General features: G+C 51.5%; 17 protein-coding genes. 10 read left to right on the top strand and 7 right to left on the bottom strand.

Going from position 1 to position 15,008, the window contains the following annotated elements; genetic code table 11:
- The first annotated feature begins 148 nt into the window (after window positions 1-148).
- From J1836_RS12685 to J1836_RS12665, 5 genes are all read left to right on the top strand, one after another.
- Window positions 149-1,567, top strand: coding sequence for a form I ribulose bisphosphate carboxylase large subunit (locus tag J1836_RS12685; protein WP_207251426.1), 1,419 nt, complete (start codon window positions 149-151; stop codon window positions 1,565-1,567).
- 34 nt (window positions 1,568-1,601) lie between these two features.
- The gene (locus J1836_RS12680; protein WP_207251425.1) at window positions 1,602-1,958 is read left to right on the top strand and encodes a ribulose bisphosphate carboxylase small subunit; all 357 of its coding nucleotides are present in this window, start codon (window positions 1,602-1,604) and stop codon (window positions 1,956-1,958) included.
- Between the two features lie 98 nt (window positions 1,959-2,056).
- Window positions 2,057-2,368 carry a hypothetical protein gene (locus tag J1836_RS12675; RefSeq protein ID WP_207251424.1) on the top strand — a complete coding sequence of 104 codons (312 nt, stop codon included), beginning with the start codon at window positions 2,057-2,059 and terminating at the stop codon, window positions 2,366-2,368.
- Between the two features lie 11 nt (window positions 2,369-2,379).
- Window positions 2,380-3,192 carry a CbbQ/NirQ/NorQ/GpvN family protein gene (locus tag J1836_RS12670; protein WP_207251423.1) on the top strand — a complete coding sequence of 271 codons (813 nt, stop codon included), beginning with the start codon at window positions 2,380-2,382 and terminating at the stop codon, window positions 3,190-3,192.
- 153 nt (window positions 3,193-3,345) lie between these two features.
- A complete protein-coding gene (locus J1836_RS12665; RefSeq protein ID WP_207251422.1) occupies window positions 3,346-5,691 on the top strand; it encodes a nitric oxide reductase activation protein NorD in 2,346 nt (781 codons plus the stop codon).
- Between the two features lie 164 nt (window positions 5,692-5,855).
- On the opposite strand, the gene J1836_RS12660 is transcribed toward J1836_RS12665, so the two are convergent.
- The 3 genes from J1836_RS12660 to J1836_RS12650 form a co-directional block, all read right to left on the bottom strand.
- Window positions 5,856-7,001: an IS256 family transposase gene (locus J1836_RS12660; protein ID WP_307792577.1), complete on the bottom strand. Its 1,146-nt coding sequence runs from the start codon at window positions 6,999-7,001 to the stop codon at window positions 5,856-5,858.
- 20 nt (window positions 7,002-7,021) lie between these two features.
- Window positions 7,022-8,242 (bottom strand): IS256 family transposase, encoded by a 1,221-nt coding sequence (locus tag J1836_RS12655; RefSeq protein ID WP_207249428.1) that lies wholly within the window; start codon window positions 8,240-8,242, stop codon window positions 7,022-7,024.
- Window positions 8,243-8,482: 240 nt separating this feature from the next.
- Window positions 8,483-9,487 (bottom strand): alpha/beta hydrolase, encoded by a 1,005-nt coding sequence (locus tag J1836_RS12650; RefSeq protein ID WP_207251421.1) that lies wholly within the window; start codon window positions 9,485-9,487, stop codon window positions 8,483-8,485.
- Window positions 9,488-9,556: 69 nt separating this feature from the next.
- Between J1836_RS12650 and J1836_RS12645 the strand changes: the two genes are divergently transcribed.
- Genes J1836_RS12645 through J1836_RS12635 form a run of 3 tightly spaced genes read left to right on the top strand, consistent with a single transcriptional unit; the run spans window position 9,557 to window position 10,521 of the window.
- The gene (locus tag J1836_RS12645) at window positions 9,557-9,985 is read left to right on the top strand and encodes a putative toxin-antitoxin system toxin component, PIN family (RefSeq protein WP_207251420.1); all 429 of its coding nucleotides are present in this window, start codon (window positions 9,557-9,559) and stop codon (window positions 9,983-9,985) included.
- Complete coding sequence (locus tag J1836_RS12640) at window positions 9,982-10,239, top strand: toxin-antitoxin system HicB family antitoxin (protein WP_207251419.1); 258 nt, start codon at window positions 9,982-9,984, stop codon at window positions 10,237-10,239. Before J1836_RS12645 ends, J1836_RS12640 begins: the two co-directional genes overlap by 4 nt.
- A 42-nt stretch (window positions 10,240-10,281) precedes the next feature.
- Complete coding sequence (locus tag J1836_RS12635; protein ID WP_207251418.1) at window positions 10,282-10,521, top strand: hypothetical protein; 240 nt, start codon at window positions 10,282-10,284, stop codon at window positions 10,519-10,521.
- 30 nt (window positions 10,522-10,551) lie between these two features.
- Here J1836_RS12635 and J1836_RS12630 read toward each other — a convergent pair whose 3' ends face one another.
- The 4 genes from J1836_RS12630 to J1836_RS12615 all read right to left on the bottom strand — a co-directional run bounded on the left by J1836_RS12630 (window position 10,552) and on the right by J1836_RS12615 (window position 12,479).
- Window positions 10,552-10,788, bottom strand: a complete 237-nt coding sequence (locus tag J1836_RS12630; protein ID WP_207251417.1) for a hypothetical protein — start codon at window positions 10,786-10,788, stop codon at window positions 10,552-10,554.
- Window positions 10,789-10,848: 60 nt separating this feature from the next.
- Window positions 10,849-11,238 (bottom strand): type II toxin-antitoxin system death-on-curing family toxin, encoded by a 390-nt coding sequence (locus J1836_RS12625; protein ID WP_207251416.1) that lies wholly within the window; start codon window positions 11,236-11,238, stop codon window positions 10,849-10,851.
- Window positions 11,235-11,459: an AbrB/MazE/SpoVT family DNA-binding domain-containing protein gene (locus J1836_RS12620; protein ID WP_207251415.1), complete on the bottom strand. Its 225-nt coding sequence runs from the start codon at window positions 11,457-11,459 to the stop codon at window positions 11,235-11,237. Before J1836_RS12620 ends, J1836_RS12625 begins: the two co-directional genes overlap by 4 nt.
- 96 nt (window positions 11,460-11,555) lie before the next feature.
- Window positions 11,556-12,479: a LysR family transcriptional regulator gene (locus J1836_RS12615; RefSeq protein ID WP_207251414.1), complete on the bottom strand. Its 924-nt coding sequence runs from the start codon at window positions 12,477-12,479 to the stop codon at window positions 11,556-11,558.
- A 164-nt stretch (window positions 12,480-12,643) separates the two neighbouring features.
- On the opposite strand from J1836_RS12615, the gene J1836_RS12610 reads away from it, so the two are divergent.
- Together J1836_RS12610 and J1836_RS12605 are read left to right on the top strand one after the other, a co-directional pair.
- Window positions 12,644-14,023, top strand: coding sequence for a ribulose-bisphosphate carboxylase (locus J1836_RS12610; protein WP_207251413.1), 1,380 nt, complete (start codon window positions 12,644-12,646; stop codon window positions 14,021-14,023).
- 80 nt (window positions 14,024-14,103) lie between these two features.
- Window positions 14,104-14,907 (top strand): CbbQ/NirQ/NorQ/GpvN family protein, encoded by an 804-nt coding sequence (locus tag J1836_RS12605; protein ID WP_207251412.1) that lies wholly within the window; start codon window positions 14,104-14,106, stop codon window positions 14,905-14,907.
- The last annotated feature ends 101 nt before the right edge of the window (window positions 14,908-15,008 follow it).

Genomic DNA, 15,008 nt, shown 5'->3' with positions numbered 1-15,008 from the left:
TAAAAAACATCAGCATTGCTTATATTTAACAGTTTCATTATTGAGTTTCAATTATACCTACTGTTTGCCATACTAAATCCATCAACAGTATTTGCTTGTTGTTTACACAGAAACCTTGTTAATCACGCTCGTTGGAGGCACTTACTTCATGGCAAAGAATTACAGCGCAGGTGTTAAAGAATACCGCGAAACTTACTGGATGCCGGATTACACCCCGAAAGACACCGACATCCTCGCTTGCTTCAAAATCACTCCTCAGGCGGGCGTACCGCGTGAAGAAGTGGCAGCAGCGGTGGCGGCAGAATCTTCCACAGGTACATGGACAACGGTTTGGACTGACCTGTTAACCGATCTGGACTACTACAAAGGGCGTGCTTACGCGATTGAAGACGTACCCGGCGATGACACGTGCTTCTACGCATTCGTGGCATACCCGATTGACCTGTTTGAAGAAGGTTCAGTGGTTAACGTACTGACTTCCTTGGTGGGTAACGTGTTTGGTTTCAAAGCCCTGCGTGCGCTGCGTTTGGAAGACATCCGCTTCCCCATCGCTTACGTCATGACGTGTAATGGTCCACCGCAAGGTATCCAAGTCGAACGCGACATTATGAACAAATACGGTCGTCCACTGTTGGGTTGCACCATCAAGCCGAAGTTGGGTCTGTCTGCGAAGAACTACGGTCGTGCGTGCTACGAAGGTCTGCGCGGTGGTTTGGACTTCACCAAAGACGACGAAAACGTAAACTCACAGCCATTCATGCGCTGGAGACACCGTTTTGACTTCGTAATGGAAGCGATCCACAAAGCGGAAGCGGAAACCGGCGAGCGCAAAGGTCACTACCTGAACGTTACTGCGCCTACGTCTGATGAAATGATGCGCCGTGCCGAATACGCGAAAGAAATCGGTGCACCCATCATCATGCACGACTACCTGACCGGCGGTCTGTCAGCGAACACCCAATTGGCGCAATGGTGCCAAAACAACGGCATGTTGTTGCACATCCACCGTGCAATGCACGCGGTACTCGACCGCAACCCGCACCACGGCATCCACTTCCGCGTACTGACTAAAGTATTGCGTTTGTCCGGCGGCGACCACCTGCACTCCGGCACGGTTGTCGGCAAGCTGGAAGGCGACCGCGAAGCCACCTTGGGCTGGATCGACATCATGCGTGATTCCTTCATCAAAGAAGACCGTTCACGCGGTATTTTCTTCGACCAAGATTGGGGTTCAATGCCGGGTGTCATCCCTGTTGCATCGGGTGGTATCCACGTCTGGCACATGCCTGCGCTGGTTAACATCTTCGGCGATGATTCGGTACTGCAATTCGGCGGCGGCACATTAGGGCATCCGTGGGGCAATGCGGCTGGTGCTGCGGCCAACCGTGTTGCGGTTGAGGCGTGCGTCGAAGCGCGTAACTGCGGGCGTGAACTGGAAAAAGAAGGTAAGGACATCCTCACCAACGCGGCAAAATCAAGCCCAGAGCTGAAAATCGCGATGGAAACCTGGAAGGAAATCAAGTTCGAGTTCGACACCGTTGACAAACTTGACGTTGCTCACAAGTAATTGATTATTTAACCCTTATTTTGGAGTACATCACATGAGTGATATGCAAGATTACAAATCAAGCTTGAGCAATACAGACAGCCGCAAGTTTGAAACTTTCTCTTACCTGCCAGCGATGAGTGCGGAGCAAACGCGCAAGCAAATCCAGTACATCGTTAACAAAGGCTGGAACCCGTCCATCGAACACACTGAGCCAGAAAATGCGTTTGGCAGCTACTGGTATATGTGGAAGCTGCCAATGTTCGGTGAAACCAACGTCGATACCATTCTGGCAGAACTCGAAAACTGCCATGCGGCGCACCCGAACAACCACGTTCGTTTGCTCGGTTTGGACAACTACGCACAATGTGCGGGTGCTTCGATGGTTATCTTCCGGGGTAAAACCGTCTAGGTAATTTCCCGTAGGGGCGCACCCCTGTGTGCGCCCTAATCAGGGCAGACACGGGGGTCTGCCCCTACGCCCCATCTACAAAATACAGAAAGGCAATCATGAACAAACCCAACACTTACATCGGTATCGACAAGGATCTGCAAGGTGGCATGACCACCATCGGCAAGATTATCCGCGACGCTTGGGTCTTTGGCATTTTGCCAGAAACGCAAACCTGTGAAGGCTGGAACCTAGCCGGGATTGACTCCGTGTTACAGAAGGTCAATGCCGAGTGGGACAAATACGGTTGTTTAGTCAGCCACTTACCACCCGATTTAGCCGAACGCCATCAACGCATTCACGGTGCTGCCATCGAACAAGCCCGTGCGGAAGGCTGGTGCGGCGAACACGAACTCGAAGACGACAAATAAGAGGATTAGCCATGTCTGCATCCGTTGACCCAAACCAGTACATCGTAAAACACGAGCCATACTACGAAGCCGTCGGCGATGAAATCGCGCTTTACGAAGCCGCGTACAGCGCACGGATGCCGATGATGCTCAAAGGCCCCACGGGTTGCGGCAAATCGCGTTTCGTCGAACACATGGCATGGCGGCTGAAACGCCCACTGATCACCGTGGCGTGTAACGAAGACATGACCGCCTCCGACTTGGTGGGGCGTTTCTTGCTCGACAAAGATGGCACGAAATGGCAAGACGGCCCATTGGCAACCGCAGCCCGCATTGGTGCGATTTGCTATCTGGATGAGGTCGTGGAAGCGCGGCAAGATACCACGGTCGTCATCCACCCACTGACCGACCACCGCCGCAGTTTACCACTGGATAAAAAAGGCGAGTTGATCGAAGCGCACCCTGATTTCCAGTTGGTGATTTCCTACAACCCCGGCTACCAGAGCTTGATGAAGGATTTGAAGCAATCGACCAAGCAACGTTTCGGTGCGCTGGATTTTGATTACCCGCGTGAAGCGATTGAAGTAGCGATTGTTGCCAAAGAATCGGGCGTGGATGAAAAGACTGCCGCCAAGCTGGTACAAATTGCCCATCGGGCGCGTAACCTCAAAGGTCACGGGCTGGATGAAGGGATTTCCACCCGTTTGCTGGTGTACGCAGGACAATTGATTAGCAAGGGCGTTACGCCGCTGGCTGCCTGCTCGATGACGATGGTGACACCGTTGACCGACGATCCCGATATGCGGGATACGCTGAATGCGGCGGTGCAGACGTTCTTTGGGTAAAAAAGAAGAAGACCCCCATCCTAACCTTCCCCCGCAAGGGGGGAAGGGACAAGAAGCACGCCCCTCTTCCATCTTGCTCCCTTCACCCCTTGCGGGGGAAGGGCTGGGGATGGGGGGAAAGGTTCGGAGTGCAAGTATCAACAGGTAGCAACTATGGCAATTCATCTTGAGGAATACCGCGAGTTTCTGGAAAAACTGACCCCAGAAGTTCATGACGTACTGGATGGTTCGTATCAGGAAGCCACACGGGTAATGTCGCCAGCCGGATTGCAGGATTATCTGGACGGTGCGAAAGCCATCCAGAAGCTGGGGCGCGGCAAAGAGCTGATCATTACCTATTTGCAGGAAATGCCTGCCGTTGCCAAAGAATGCGGCGAAGACATTATCCCCGATGTAGTCACGTCCGCGATGAAACTGTCGTCGATGGTGTCGGGCGAAGTGATTACGCTGATGATTTCCAGCCTGCCTACCGCGTCGCGGCATTTGGGGGATGCGGAACTGGTGCGCGGCTACCTGACGTTTATTCACCAGTTTGCCTCGACGGCGGCACGCGGCTTGCGCCCGATGCTGAATCACATGGATGAATTGCTTTCCAAACTCACGTTAAGCGGCTTGCGGCGTTGGGCGAATTTTGGGGCGCAAGCCTACCGGCGTGATTTCAATAATTTAACCAAATATTTTGATCTGGAATCGGCGGACAGTCGCGCTACTTTGCAGAAAGAACGGCGTGGGGTGTTATTCGTCAAAACCCAGCGCAAACTGAATTTCTACCTGCGGGCGTTGTGGGCGCGTGACTTTTTCCTGCGTCCGACGGGTGCGGATTACACCGATTTTCGCCCCTACATCGAACACCGAATTTTCCACATGCCGGATGCGGTGGATGACATCGGCGATATTCCGGGGCTGGAGTTGTACCGCGCTACCGCCGCGCACATGGCAGCGCATTTGATGTATACCCGCAAGGCGTTGTCGGCGGAACAGCTTAGCCCTGCGCAATTGTTTTTCATTGGCTTTATGGAAGATGCGCGGGTCGAATACAAAGCCACGCAAGCCTTTCCGGGGTTGAAAACCTTGTGGAGTCGGCTGCTGACGGCGAATTATGACGGGGCGGTGGAACACCCGACCATGCGTTTGCTGGAAAACATTGCGTTGATGTTGCTGGATGAGCAGGTTACGGGCAAGGGTGACGAGGCGATTGGTGCATTCGTGGCGAAATTCCACGCCAATATCGCGGAAAAACAGGATGATGGGCAGTTCTCGTGGTTAATGGGCGTGGAGCTTTACAACCTGTTTGCGGGGCGGCGGGAAGTGCCGAGTTTGCGGATTCTGGAGCGCATCCGCATCCCGTACCGCGATGACAACCGCTACGTTTGGACGATGGAAGAAATGACGTGGGATGTTGGGTTTGAATACGTCCCCGCCAGCCAGCGACAGGTGCGTCGTCAGGTCAATGTGATGATGATGGCGAACGAGGTTGATTGCGAACTCGCGGGCGATGACGCGCAGGAAATCTGGACGTGTTCCACCGAAATGCGCCCATATGAAGACGATTTGACCGATAACACCAAAACTTTCAATGAAATGTGGGGCAAAGAGCCGGTTTCTGAGCCATTCCATTATCACGAATGGGATTACCACATTCAGTTGCATCGCCCCGATTGGGTGACGGTGTACGAACGCCGCCAGCAACGCGGTGATCCTGATGATATTCGGGCAATTATTGACGCTTACCGTCCGGTGGCGCATCGCATCAAGCAGATTATCGACTTGCTGACTCCCGATGGGGTGCAACGCCAACGCGGCTTGGAAGATGGCGACGAAATCGACATTAATGCGGCGGTGGATGCGATGATTTCGATCCGCATGGGCGAACAGCCGAACCCGCGTATTACCATGCGTAATGTGATTAAAAACCGTGACTTGGCGGTGGTGGTGTTGCTGGATTTGTCGCAATCCACCAATGAGGCGATGAAGGGTTCGGACAAAACGGTGCTGCAATTGACCCGTGAAGCCTCCACGCTGGTGGCGACGGCGATTGAGGGGATTGGCGACCCGTATGCGATTCACGGCTTTGCGTCGGATGGGCGGCATGATGTGCAGTATTTCCGCTTGAAGGATTTTAATCAGCATTTTGATGATGAAGCAAAATCGCGGTTGGCGGGGATGAAGGGGGGGCTTTCCACGCGCATGGGGGCAGCGTTGCGCCATTCCGCGTACCATTTGCACAAGCAACCGGAACGCCGCAAGCTGATTTTGTTGGTGACGGATGGCGAACCGGCGGATATTGACGAGCGCGACCCGCAGCATTTGCGCTTCGATGCGAAAAAGGCGGTGGAAGAATTGTATAGCCAAGGGGTGCAGACGTATTGTTTGACGCTTGACCCGCACGCCGATGATTATGTAAAGCGGATTTTCGGGCAGAATAATTACACGGTGATTGACCATGTGGATCGGTTGCCGGAGCAGTTGCCGGTGTTGTTTGCGAGTTTGACGAAGTAAACGTGGGCGCAATATTGTGGTGATGCTGTTGCTTGAGTTTTGCAAGGAATTGGATTAGAGAGACATTTACAGTTAAAATAGGCGTTTAGACTATACCTAAACGCCCCATCAAATCGAGCATGTACCTTGATTTGAGTCTGTCAAATAAACTGTGTAACAAATTTTCATAGGGCGGAGAGCGGGACGCGCTCTTCGCCGAACATCAGTAAAAAGGTCTGCAAAGCAGGCTTCCAGTGGTGGATAACCGACCACTTTTGCGAGGCTTCGCGCACCGCCAAATACAGGCTTTTGAGGGCTGAACTGTCACTGGGGAAGATGCGCCGATTGCGGGTGAACTTGCGCAAACTCATGTTCAGGGACTCAATCGCATTGGTGGTGTAAATCACCTTGCGGATTTCGGGTTGGAACTGGAAGAAGGGGATGACATTCGCCCAGTTGCCGCGCCATAGACGCACGACCGCTTTGTATTTGTCGCCCCATTCAGTCTCCAGTGCTTCCAGTTCGCGTTCCGCTTCTTCAGCGGTACTGGATTGGTAAATGCGTTTGAGGGCTGCCACCACACCTTTGGTGTCTTTGGCAGTGACGTAGCGCAAGCTGGCGCGAACCATGTGTACCATGCACAACTGGGTCAATGTTTTGGGGAAGACGGCATTGACCGCTTCCGGCAAGCCGTTTAAGCCATCCATGCAAGCCACATAGATGTCCTGCACGCCCCGGTGGCGTAGTTCAGTCAACACCGACAGCCAGAACTTCGCCCCTTCATTTTCTGCTAACCAGATGCCCAACACGTCCTTTTCACCGCGTAGGTTGACCGCCAGCACCACATGCGCCGCTTTGTTGATGACCTGCTTATCTTGTTGAACTTTAACGATAATCCCATCAAGCCAGACAATCGGGTAGATGTTGTCTAATGCCCGTGATTGCCAAGCTTTGGCTTCGCCTTGGACGGCTTCAGTCACTTCGCTAATCAGCGTGTGCGAGATGTCGACCCCGTACAGCCGTTTAACCGTGTCTTCAATGTCGCGGGTGGTCATGCCTTTGGCATACAGTGTCAGGATGTGTTCTTCCATCCCTGCCAGCCGTATCTGGCGTTTCTGCACCAGCTTTGGCTCAAAGCTGCCGTCACGGTCACGCGGTGTTTCCACCTGCAACTCGCCAAACTCGCCTTTGATGGTCTTGTTGCCTTTACCGTTGCGGGTGTTGCTGCGCCGTTGCCCTATATCGCTACGCTCACCCTTGTCGTATTTCAGGTGCGCGTCCAGTTCGGCTTCGAGGCTGCGGTTGATCATCCGTTGCAGGGAGTCTGTCAAATAAACTGTGTAACAAATTTTCATAGGGCGGAGAGCGGGACGCGCTCTTCGCCGAACATCAGTAAAAAGGTCTGCAAAGCAGGCTTCCAGTGGTGGATAACCGACCACTTTTGCGAGGCTTCGCGCACCGCCAAATACAGGCTTTTGAGGGCTGAACTGTCACTGGGGAAGATGCGCCGATTGCGGGTGAACTTGCGCAAACTCATGTTCAGGGACTCAATCGCATTGGTGGTGTAAATCACCTTGCGGATTTCGGGTTGGAACTGGAAGAAGGGGATGACATTCGCCCAGTTGCCGCGCCATAGACGCACGACCGCTTTGTATTTGTCGCCCCATTCAGTCTCCAGTGCTTCCAGTTCGCGTTCCGCTTCTTCAGCGGTACTGGATTGGTAAATGCGTTTGAGGGCTGCCACCACACCTTTGGTGTCTTTGGCAGTGACGTAGCGCAAGCTGGCGCGAACCATGTGTACCATGCACAACTGGGTCAATGTTTTGGGGAAGACGGCATTGACCGCTTCCGGCAAGCCGTTTAAGCCATCCATGCAAGCCACATAGATGTCCTGCACGCCCCGGTGGCGTAGTTCAGTCAACACCGACAGCCAGAACTTCGCCCCTTCATTTTCTGCTAACCAGATGCCCAACACGTCCTTTTCACCGCGTAGGTTGACCGCCAGCACCACATGCGCCGCTTTGTTGATGACCTGCTTATCTTGTTGAACTTTAACGATAATCCCATCAAGCCAGACAATCGGGTAGATGTTGTCTAATGCCCGTGATTGCCAAGCTTTGGCTTCGCCTTGGACGGCTTCAGTCACTTCGCTAATCAGCGTGTGCGAGATGTCGACCCCGTACAGCCGTTTAACCGTGTCTTCAATGTCGCGGGTGGTCATGCCTTTGGCATACAGTGTCAGGATGTGTTCTTCCATCCCTGCCAGCCGTATCTGGCGTTTCTGCACCAGCTTTGGCTCAAAGCTGCCGTCACGGTCACGCGGTGTTTCCACCTGCAACTCGCCAAACTCGCCTTTGATGGTCTTGTTGCCTTTACCGTTGCGGGTGTTGCTGCGCCGTTGCCCTATATCGCTACGCTCACCCTTGTCGTATTTCAGGTGCGCGTCCAGTTCGGCTTCGAGGCTGCGGTTGATCATCCGTTGCAGGAGCTGGCTGTAAAGGTTCTTTACATCAGCAGGCGTTTTGCAATCGGTTAATAGCTCATCCATCAGGACGGGATTCAGGGGTTCCATGTGACTGCTCCTTGGCGGGTGTTTCCGCTGTTATATAGCAGTTACACAGTTCAGTTTACAGTCTCGTTGCAGGAGCTGGCTGTAAAGGTTCTTTACATCAGCAGGCGTTTTGCAATCGGTTAATAGCTCATCCATCAGGACGGGATTCAGGGGTTCCATGTGACTGCTCCTTGGCGGGTGTTTCCGCTGTTATATAGCAGTTACACAGTTCAGTTTACAGTCTCCTTGATTTTAACGTAGTTAGAACTTATTAGCTTCTACAATAAACTGTTTAATTGAGTCATGCAGGCTACTAAAATGATCCCCATCCATCATTTTTATTTCCAAAGGAGCTTTATCTTCACTTATTATTTTCTGATAGGTACTCACAAGTTGATTATCAATATCGTCCTTCCCTAAATAGGCAATGTGTTTTCTCTCCATATACTTCGTATTTAACATAAAAGTTCTTAAGAAAACCTCTCTTTTATTATTTAAATCAAATGGAATAATATCACCCCAAGAGGTAAACACTTGAGGCGGATAAAGAGCCCCTGAACTTCCTGAAAGAAGAACACCTTTTTTATCTGAGAGTGATGTTAGTTCTGAAATCGCACCACCAGTACTATGCCCAAAAATAAATATTCTATCTTTATCAATACCATCTTGTTTCTGAAGCCAATCTACTGCCGCTAAAGCATCATCAACTTCGCCATAAAATAATTCAAAACTACCCATATTGCCATTTTCTCCACGAAAAATCGGAGTCATCACGGCGAAACCATTATCTAAAAACTCTTTTGTATCGTCAAAATCCTGCTTCCCAAAAGAGAAGCCGCCATGTAGATAAATAACTGCCGGAACTGTTTCACTAGTTTTTTTATCTGGTCGCGCAAACCAAGCTTTTAACTTCAACCCATTGGAATCATATTGAATAGCTTCTACTCCAGAAGATGGAGTATCATTTGTATATGCTTGCGGTGACTCCCCTAACTTTGTTAGTTGTGTTTTATAACTACTTTTCAGGTCATTAAATTTATTCGCGAAACACATATTATTAGCCGAAATAATTAGCAAAAATATGCTTAATATAGCCTTCCTCATAAAACCCCCACAATTAATCCGATAAAAACAATAGAAAATATTAGCATAAAGATAAAATTCGTGCATTAATGTATTCATTTTCGTCAAGCTGCGGCTACCATTTCCGGCTATCCCAAAAACGCCAGCACGATGTCTTTTTCTTCCACCCCCTTCACTGCTCAAAAACTCTCTTTGCCATAATCTTAGATATTATATAAGATGTCATATAAGATGAAAACAACAAGGAATGTTATGCTTCGCTGTGTTTTGGATACAGATGTGATCATCGCTGCCATGCGTAGCCCAACGGGAGCTTCTGCGGCTATTTTGCAAATCGCAGCGGATACATCACAAGTCCGTTTGCTGGCAAGCGTTCCGTTAGCACTGGAATATGAAGCTAAATGTCTGGAAACTCGCCATTGGACAGAAGCCCAGTTGAGCAAGGAAGAAGCCAGCATTTTTGTCGATGGTGTGATCGCATTAGTCGAACCCGTCCACATGGACTTTTTGTGGCGACCACAATTGCATGACCCAGCCGATGAAATGGTGCTAGAAACCGCTATCAATGGCAGGGCAGACATACTTGTTACCTTCAATCTGCGCGATTATGGCGATGCCCCCGCCCGTTTCGGTATCCAAGCCATGCGTCCCGCTGATGCCATTAGGAGAATTCGCATATGAAACAACAAACTGCAACTTACCCTCTGCGCCTACCCCGCTCTCTCAAAGAGGCGGTCAATGAAGCGGCAAACAATGACGGTGTGAGCATCAATCAATTTATCGCTATCGCCGTAGCGGAAAAGCTGGCTGCAATGAAAACCGCCCGTTTTTTCACTGAACGTCAACAAAGAGCCGATACGGATGCGTTCAAGCGCATTCTGACTCGCCAAGGTGGGCAAGAGCCGTGTGAGGGAGATGAGTTAGTGGCTGGTTGATCATCAATGAATACGATCAAGACAACTGAAAGGACTAATCTCATGGGTGCAATCGCCGTTAAAACTGCAATGGAACACTGGTGCTATGTTGCGCCGCTGCTACTGTTGCCCCAAACCGAAGATGACTACAACGCACTGGTTGAAGCCTTAGATACCGTGCTGGATGCAGGCGGAGCGGATGAAACCCATCCTCTGGCTGCACTGGCGGATCACATGGGTGAATTGGTTGCCCAATACGAAGAAGCTCATCTGCCGCCAATACCTTGCAAGTTCGAGCGTTGAGCGAACGTTTCGGCGTCCCCGTGCAAGTGTTTATTTAACTCGCTGCCGCAAGGGGTTGCTTGGGTCTTGCTTCAACCTGAGAATATCCGCCCTGACTTCTGCCAGTGTCGGATTGCCCAACCATTGACTGCGTTCTTTAGTGTAGTCCCCCCAACCTGTTTCGCTTTGCTGGAGAAAGCGCACCATGCCAACCGCGCCCAAGCCCTGAATGAGAACTTTGATGTCCACCCGACGGATTTCATTAAGAGTCATTACGTGTGCGTTCATGCTTTAGTTCTACGGTCTTAAGATTGATCATTAAACGGACGGTTCAGGCAACAAATATCATTACTCAACTACACATGATCGCTCAAACCACTCAGCAAGTGCTGCCTCTGCAATATTTCCCGCTGCTAATTGCTCAAACATGATGACTGCTTCGGGTTCGGGAGCATCCAGCTTAACGCCGTTGAGTTCCAGAAAAACCGCCCCCACTGCCAAGGCTACCCGCTTGTTGCCATCAATGAACGGGTGATTTTTAGCAATGCCGAAGCTGTAGGCAGCGGCAAGTTCAAACAATGTTGAATCCGGTTCGTAAGCTAACCGTTGCTGGGGGCGGGCGAGGGCAGAATCCAGCAGCGACTTGTCACGGATGCCCGGACTACCGCCGTGTTCTGCCAGCAACAGTTGATGCACTGCCAGCGTAACCTCTGCCAACACCCATCTCGGTTCAGTCATTTTGCCAACTCATGGAAAGCATTGCGGTATTTCTTCAGCACTTTTTCGGCGATCTGCATTTGCTCATCGAAATCCTGCTGATAGGGGGTCAGGGTGAAACCTTCCGGGCTTTCCACCAGATACAGGTTATCGCCTTTGCCCACTTTCAGTTTTGCCAAGGCTTCCTTGGGAAGGACAATGCCAACAGAGTTGCCGATAGCGGTGAGTTTGACTTGGAGCATGATGTAGTCGTCCGTTAGTACGAATGTAATAACGCCAGTGTAAGTATAGGCTGGGTGGAGTGCAAGCGATATGTCGCTCACGATGGATCATCAAAATCAAGCCAACAACAACTGCTGATAATCCTGCGAATACGTCGCCGCTTCCGCAATCACATACTCCTTAAACGCCTGCGCCGCTGGGGAAAGCCATTTCCCCTCCCGCGTCACGATATGCCAATAGCGCTGGATGGGGAAACCGACCACATCCAAGATCGCCAGCGAGTGCGTTTCTATTTCCAACTGGATGCTGTGCAAGGACACAATCCCCAACCCCAGCCCTGCAATCACCGAATACTTGATCGACTCATTGCTGCCCATTTCCAGCGTACTCGAAAAGGTATGCCCGTGTTCGGCAAAGAACCGCTCAATCGCCGCCCGTGTTCCCGACCCCGGTTCGCGCACCACAAACTTTTCGCCAATAATCGCGGATACCGGAATGTCTTTTTGCCCTGCCAGCGGATGATTGGCAGGCGCAATCAACACCAGCGGATTACACATCAAGCGTTGCGAATGCAAATCCAGATTGGCGGGTGGTTCACCCATTACCACCAAATCTGCCTCATAATTCTGCAACTGTTCCACCAATGTCTTACGGTTGGTAATATTCAGGGAAACCGTAATTCCCTCATTCTGCTGCGAAAATCCCGCCAACATCCGCGTAATGAAGTAAATCGAGGTATTCGCCGCCGATACTTTGATATAGCCCTGATGCACATTTTTCAGCTCTTCCAGCGTTTCCACCATGCCCTGATATTTCGCTGCAATTTCGCACGTGTAGGTATGCATTGCCCGCCCCGCTGCCGTCAGCACAATGCGCTTACCCTGTCGCTCAAATAATGACAAACCCACGTTTTCTTCGAGTTGCTTGACCTGCATCGAGATGGCAGGCTGGGTCATGTGCAACACTTCGGCGGCGCGGGTGAAGTTTTCCGTTTGAGCGACGGTTTGGAAGATCTGGATCTGGCGGAATGAGATGTGCATGTTGACTAATCCATTCGGAAATTCAGGGTTTATTGCCAACATCATAACATAACCAAACCTGATGTTTAAGTAAGAATAAATGAGTTTCCATTATGTTAAGCATCGCTTATACTTGCGCCCATTGAGAGTTATTGAAACCTTTTTATTCAATCGAGGAGAGAGTCATGGACCAATCTGGACGTTACGCGGATCTGAGCCTGAAAGAAGAAGACCTGATCGCAGGTGGTGGGCACATTCTGGTTGCCTACAAAATGAAGCCAAAAGCTGGCTATGGCTATCTGGAAGCGGCTGCGCATTTGGCAGCAGAATCTTCCACCGGTACTAACGTTGAAGTTTGCACCACCGATGATTTCACCAAGGGCGTTGACGCGCTGGTGTACCACATCGACGAAGCCACTGAAGACATGCGTATCGCTTACCCGATTGACCTGTTCGACCGCAACATCACGGATGGCCGTATGATGCTGGTGTCTTTCCTGACACTGGTTATCGGTAACAACCAAGGCATGGGCGACATTGAACACGCGCAAATGATCGACTTCTTCATGCCACCACGCGCTATCCAGTTGTTCGATGGTCCTGCGAAAGACATTTCTGACATGTGGCGTATTCTGGGTCGTGATGTTAACAACGGTGGTTACATCGCTGGTACTATCATCAAGCCTAAGCTGGGTCTGCGCCCTGAGCCATTCGCTCACGCGGCTTACCAATTCTGGCTCGGCGGCGACTTCATCAAGAACGATGAACCACAAGGCAACCAAGTATTCTGCCCAGCGAAAAAAGTTTACCCACTCGTATACGACGCAATGAAACGTGCGCAAGACGAAACCGGTCAAGCGAAACTGTTCTCTGCGAACATCACCGCTGACGACCATTACGAAATGTGCGCTCGTGCTGATTTCATCCTCGAAGCGTTTGGCCCAGATGCGGACAAAGTAGCATTCCTGGTTGACGGTTACGTTGGCGGCCCTGGCATGATCACTACCGCACGTCGCCAGTACCCTAACCAGTACCTGCACTATCACCGTGCTGGTCACGGCGCGATCACTTCCCCGTCTTCCAAGCGTGGTTACACGGCGTTTGTATTGGCGAAAATGTCGCGTCTGCAAGGTGCTTCCGGTATCCACGTCGGCACAATGGGCTTCGGCAAAATGGAAGGCGGTTCCGATGACAAAATCATCGCGTACATGATTGAACGTGACGAGTGCCAAGGGCCTGTCTACTATCAAAAATGGCACGGTATGAAGCCAACTACCCCAATCATCTCTGGCGGTATGAACGCACTGCGTCTGCCGGGCTTCTTCGAGAACTTGGGTCACGGTAACGTTATCAACACGTCCGGTGGCGGTTCTTACGGTCACATTGACAGCCCAGCGGCTGGCGCGATTTCCCTGCGTCAATCCTATGAGTGCTGGAAAGCGGGCGCAGACCCGATTGAATTTGCGAAAGAGCACAAAGAATTTGCTCGCGCATTCGAGTCATTCCCTGGCGATGCTGACAAGCTGTTCCCAGGCTGGCGCGAAAAGCTGGGCGTTCACAAGTAAGCCGCAAGCAACCACAGTAAAGGTGGGTGGTGCATTCGCACTGCCCACTTCTCCCAATCTCTCTGTCAGGAATTCCACCCATGACCGACGCTACCCAATACACTATCCAACACGAACCCTTCTACCAAGCCACCGGACGCGAAGTCGAACTGTACCAAGCCGCGTACCGTTCCCGCTTGCCGGTAATGGTGAAAGGCCCGACGGGTTGTGGTAAATCGCGTTTCGTCGAACACATGGCATGGAAACTCGGCAAGCCACTGATTACCGTAGCTTGTAACGAAGATATGACTGCCTCCGATCTGGTCGGACGCTATTTACTCGAAGCCAATGGCACACGCTGGCTGGATGGCCCATTGACCACCGCCGCCCGCATTGGCGCGATTTGCTACCTCGATGAAATCGTTGAGGCACGCCAAGATACTACCGTCGTGATTCACCCGTTGACGGATCACCGCCGCACTCTGCCGCTGGATAAAAAAGGCGAACTAGTGCAGGCGCACCCCGATTTTCAGTTGGTGATTTCCTACAATCCGGGCTATCAAAGCCTGATGAAAGATTTGAAACAGTCCACCAAGCAACGCTTTGTGGCCTTCGATTTTGACTACCCCGCCGCCGATGTTGAATCCACCATTTTGCAGCAAGAAGCCAACGTGGACGCGGCAATGGCGGATAAGTTGGTGAGAATTGCCCACACCGCCCGCAACCTGAAAGGGCATGGGCTGGATGAAGGCATTTCCACCCGTTTGCTGGTATACGCCGCCAACTTGATGCGCGATGGGATTGCAGCGGGTGACGCTTGCCGCATGGCACTGGTTAGCCCGATTACCGATGATGCGGATATTCGCAGCACGCTGAACCACGCGATTGACGCGATTTTTGGGTAAACACTCCGAACATTCCCCCCATCCCCAGCCCTTCCCCCGCAAGGGGTGAAGGGAGCAAGATAGAAGAAGAGAAAGTTTCTTGTCCCCTCCACCCCTTGCGG

This window comes from Thiothrix fructosivorans (assembly GCF_017349355.1).
Classification (GTDB): domain Bacteria; phylum Pseudomonadota; class Gammaproteobacteria; order Thiotrichales; family Thiotrichaceae; genus Thiothrix; species Thiothrix fructosivorans.
Note: the sequence above shows the minus strand (reverse complement) of the source record. Positions and strands in the feature narration are given on the sequence as shown.

Coding starts and splice junctions, on each gene's coding strand:
- J1836_RS12685 (WP_207251426.1), top strand. CDS start 149: ATGGCAAAGAATTACAGCGCAGGTGTTAAAGAATACCGCGAAACTTAC.
- J1836_RS12680 (WP_207251425.1), top strand. CDS start 1,602: ATGAGTGATATGCAAGATTACAAATCAAGCTTGAGCAATACAGACAGC.
- J1836_RS12675 (WP_207251424.1), top strand. CDS start 2,057: ATGAACAAACCCAACACTTACATCGGTATCGACAAGGATCTGCAAGGT.
- J1836_RS12670 (WP_207251423.1), top strand. CDS start 2,380: ATGTCTGCATCCGTTGACCCAAACCAGTACATCGTAAAACACGAGCCA.
- J1836_RS12665 (WP_207251422.1), top strand. CDS start 3,346: ATGGCAATTCATCTTGAGGAATACCGCGAGTTTCTGGAAAAACTGACC.
- J1836_RS12655 (WP_207249428.1), bottom strand. CDS start 8,242: ATGGAACCCCTGAATCCCGTCCTGATGGATGAGCTATTAACCGATTGC.
- J1836_RS12645 (WP_207251420.1), top strand. CDS start 9,557: ATGCTTCGCTGTGTTTTGGATACAGATGTGATCATCGCTGCCATGCGT.
- J1836_RS12640 (WP_207251419.1), top strand. CDS start 9,982: ATGAAACAACAAACTGCAACTTACCCTCTGCGCCTACCCCGCTCTCTC.
- J1836_RS12635 (WP_207251418.1), top strand. CDS start 10,282: ATGGGTGCAATCGCCGTTAAAACTGCAATGGAACACTGGTGCTATGTT.
- J1836_RS12630 (WP_207251417.1), bottom strand. CDS start 10,788: ATGAACGCACACGTAATGACTCTTAATGAAATCCGTCGGGTGGACATC.
- J1836_RS12625 (WP_207251416.1), bottom strand. CDS start 11,238: ATGACTGAACCGAGATGGGTGTTGGCAGAGGTTACGCTGGCAGTGCAT.
- J1836_RS12620 (WP_207251415.1), bottom strand. CDS start 11,459: ATGCTCCAAGTCAAACTCACCGCTATCGGCAACTCTGTTGGCATTGTC.
- J1836_RS12615 (WP_207251414.1), bottom strand. CDS start 12,479: ATGCACATCTCATTCCGCCAGATCCAGATCTTCCAAACCGTCGCTCAA.
- J1836_RS12610 (WP_207251413.1), top strand. CDS start 12,644: ATGGACCAATCTGGACGTTACGCGGATCTGAGCCTGAAAGAAGAAGAC.
- J1836_RS12605 (WP_207251412.1), top strand. CDS start 14,104: ATGACCGACGCTACCCAATACACTATCCAACACGAACCCTTCTACCAA.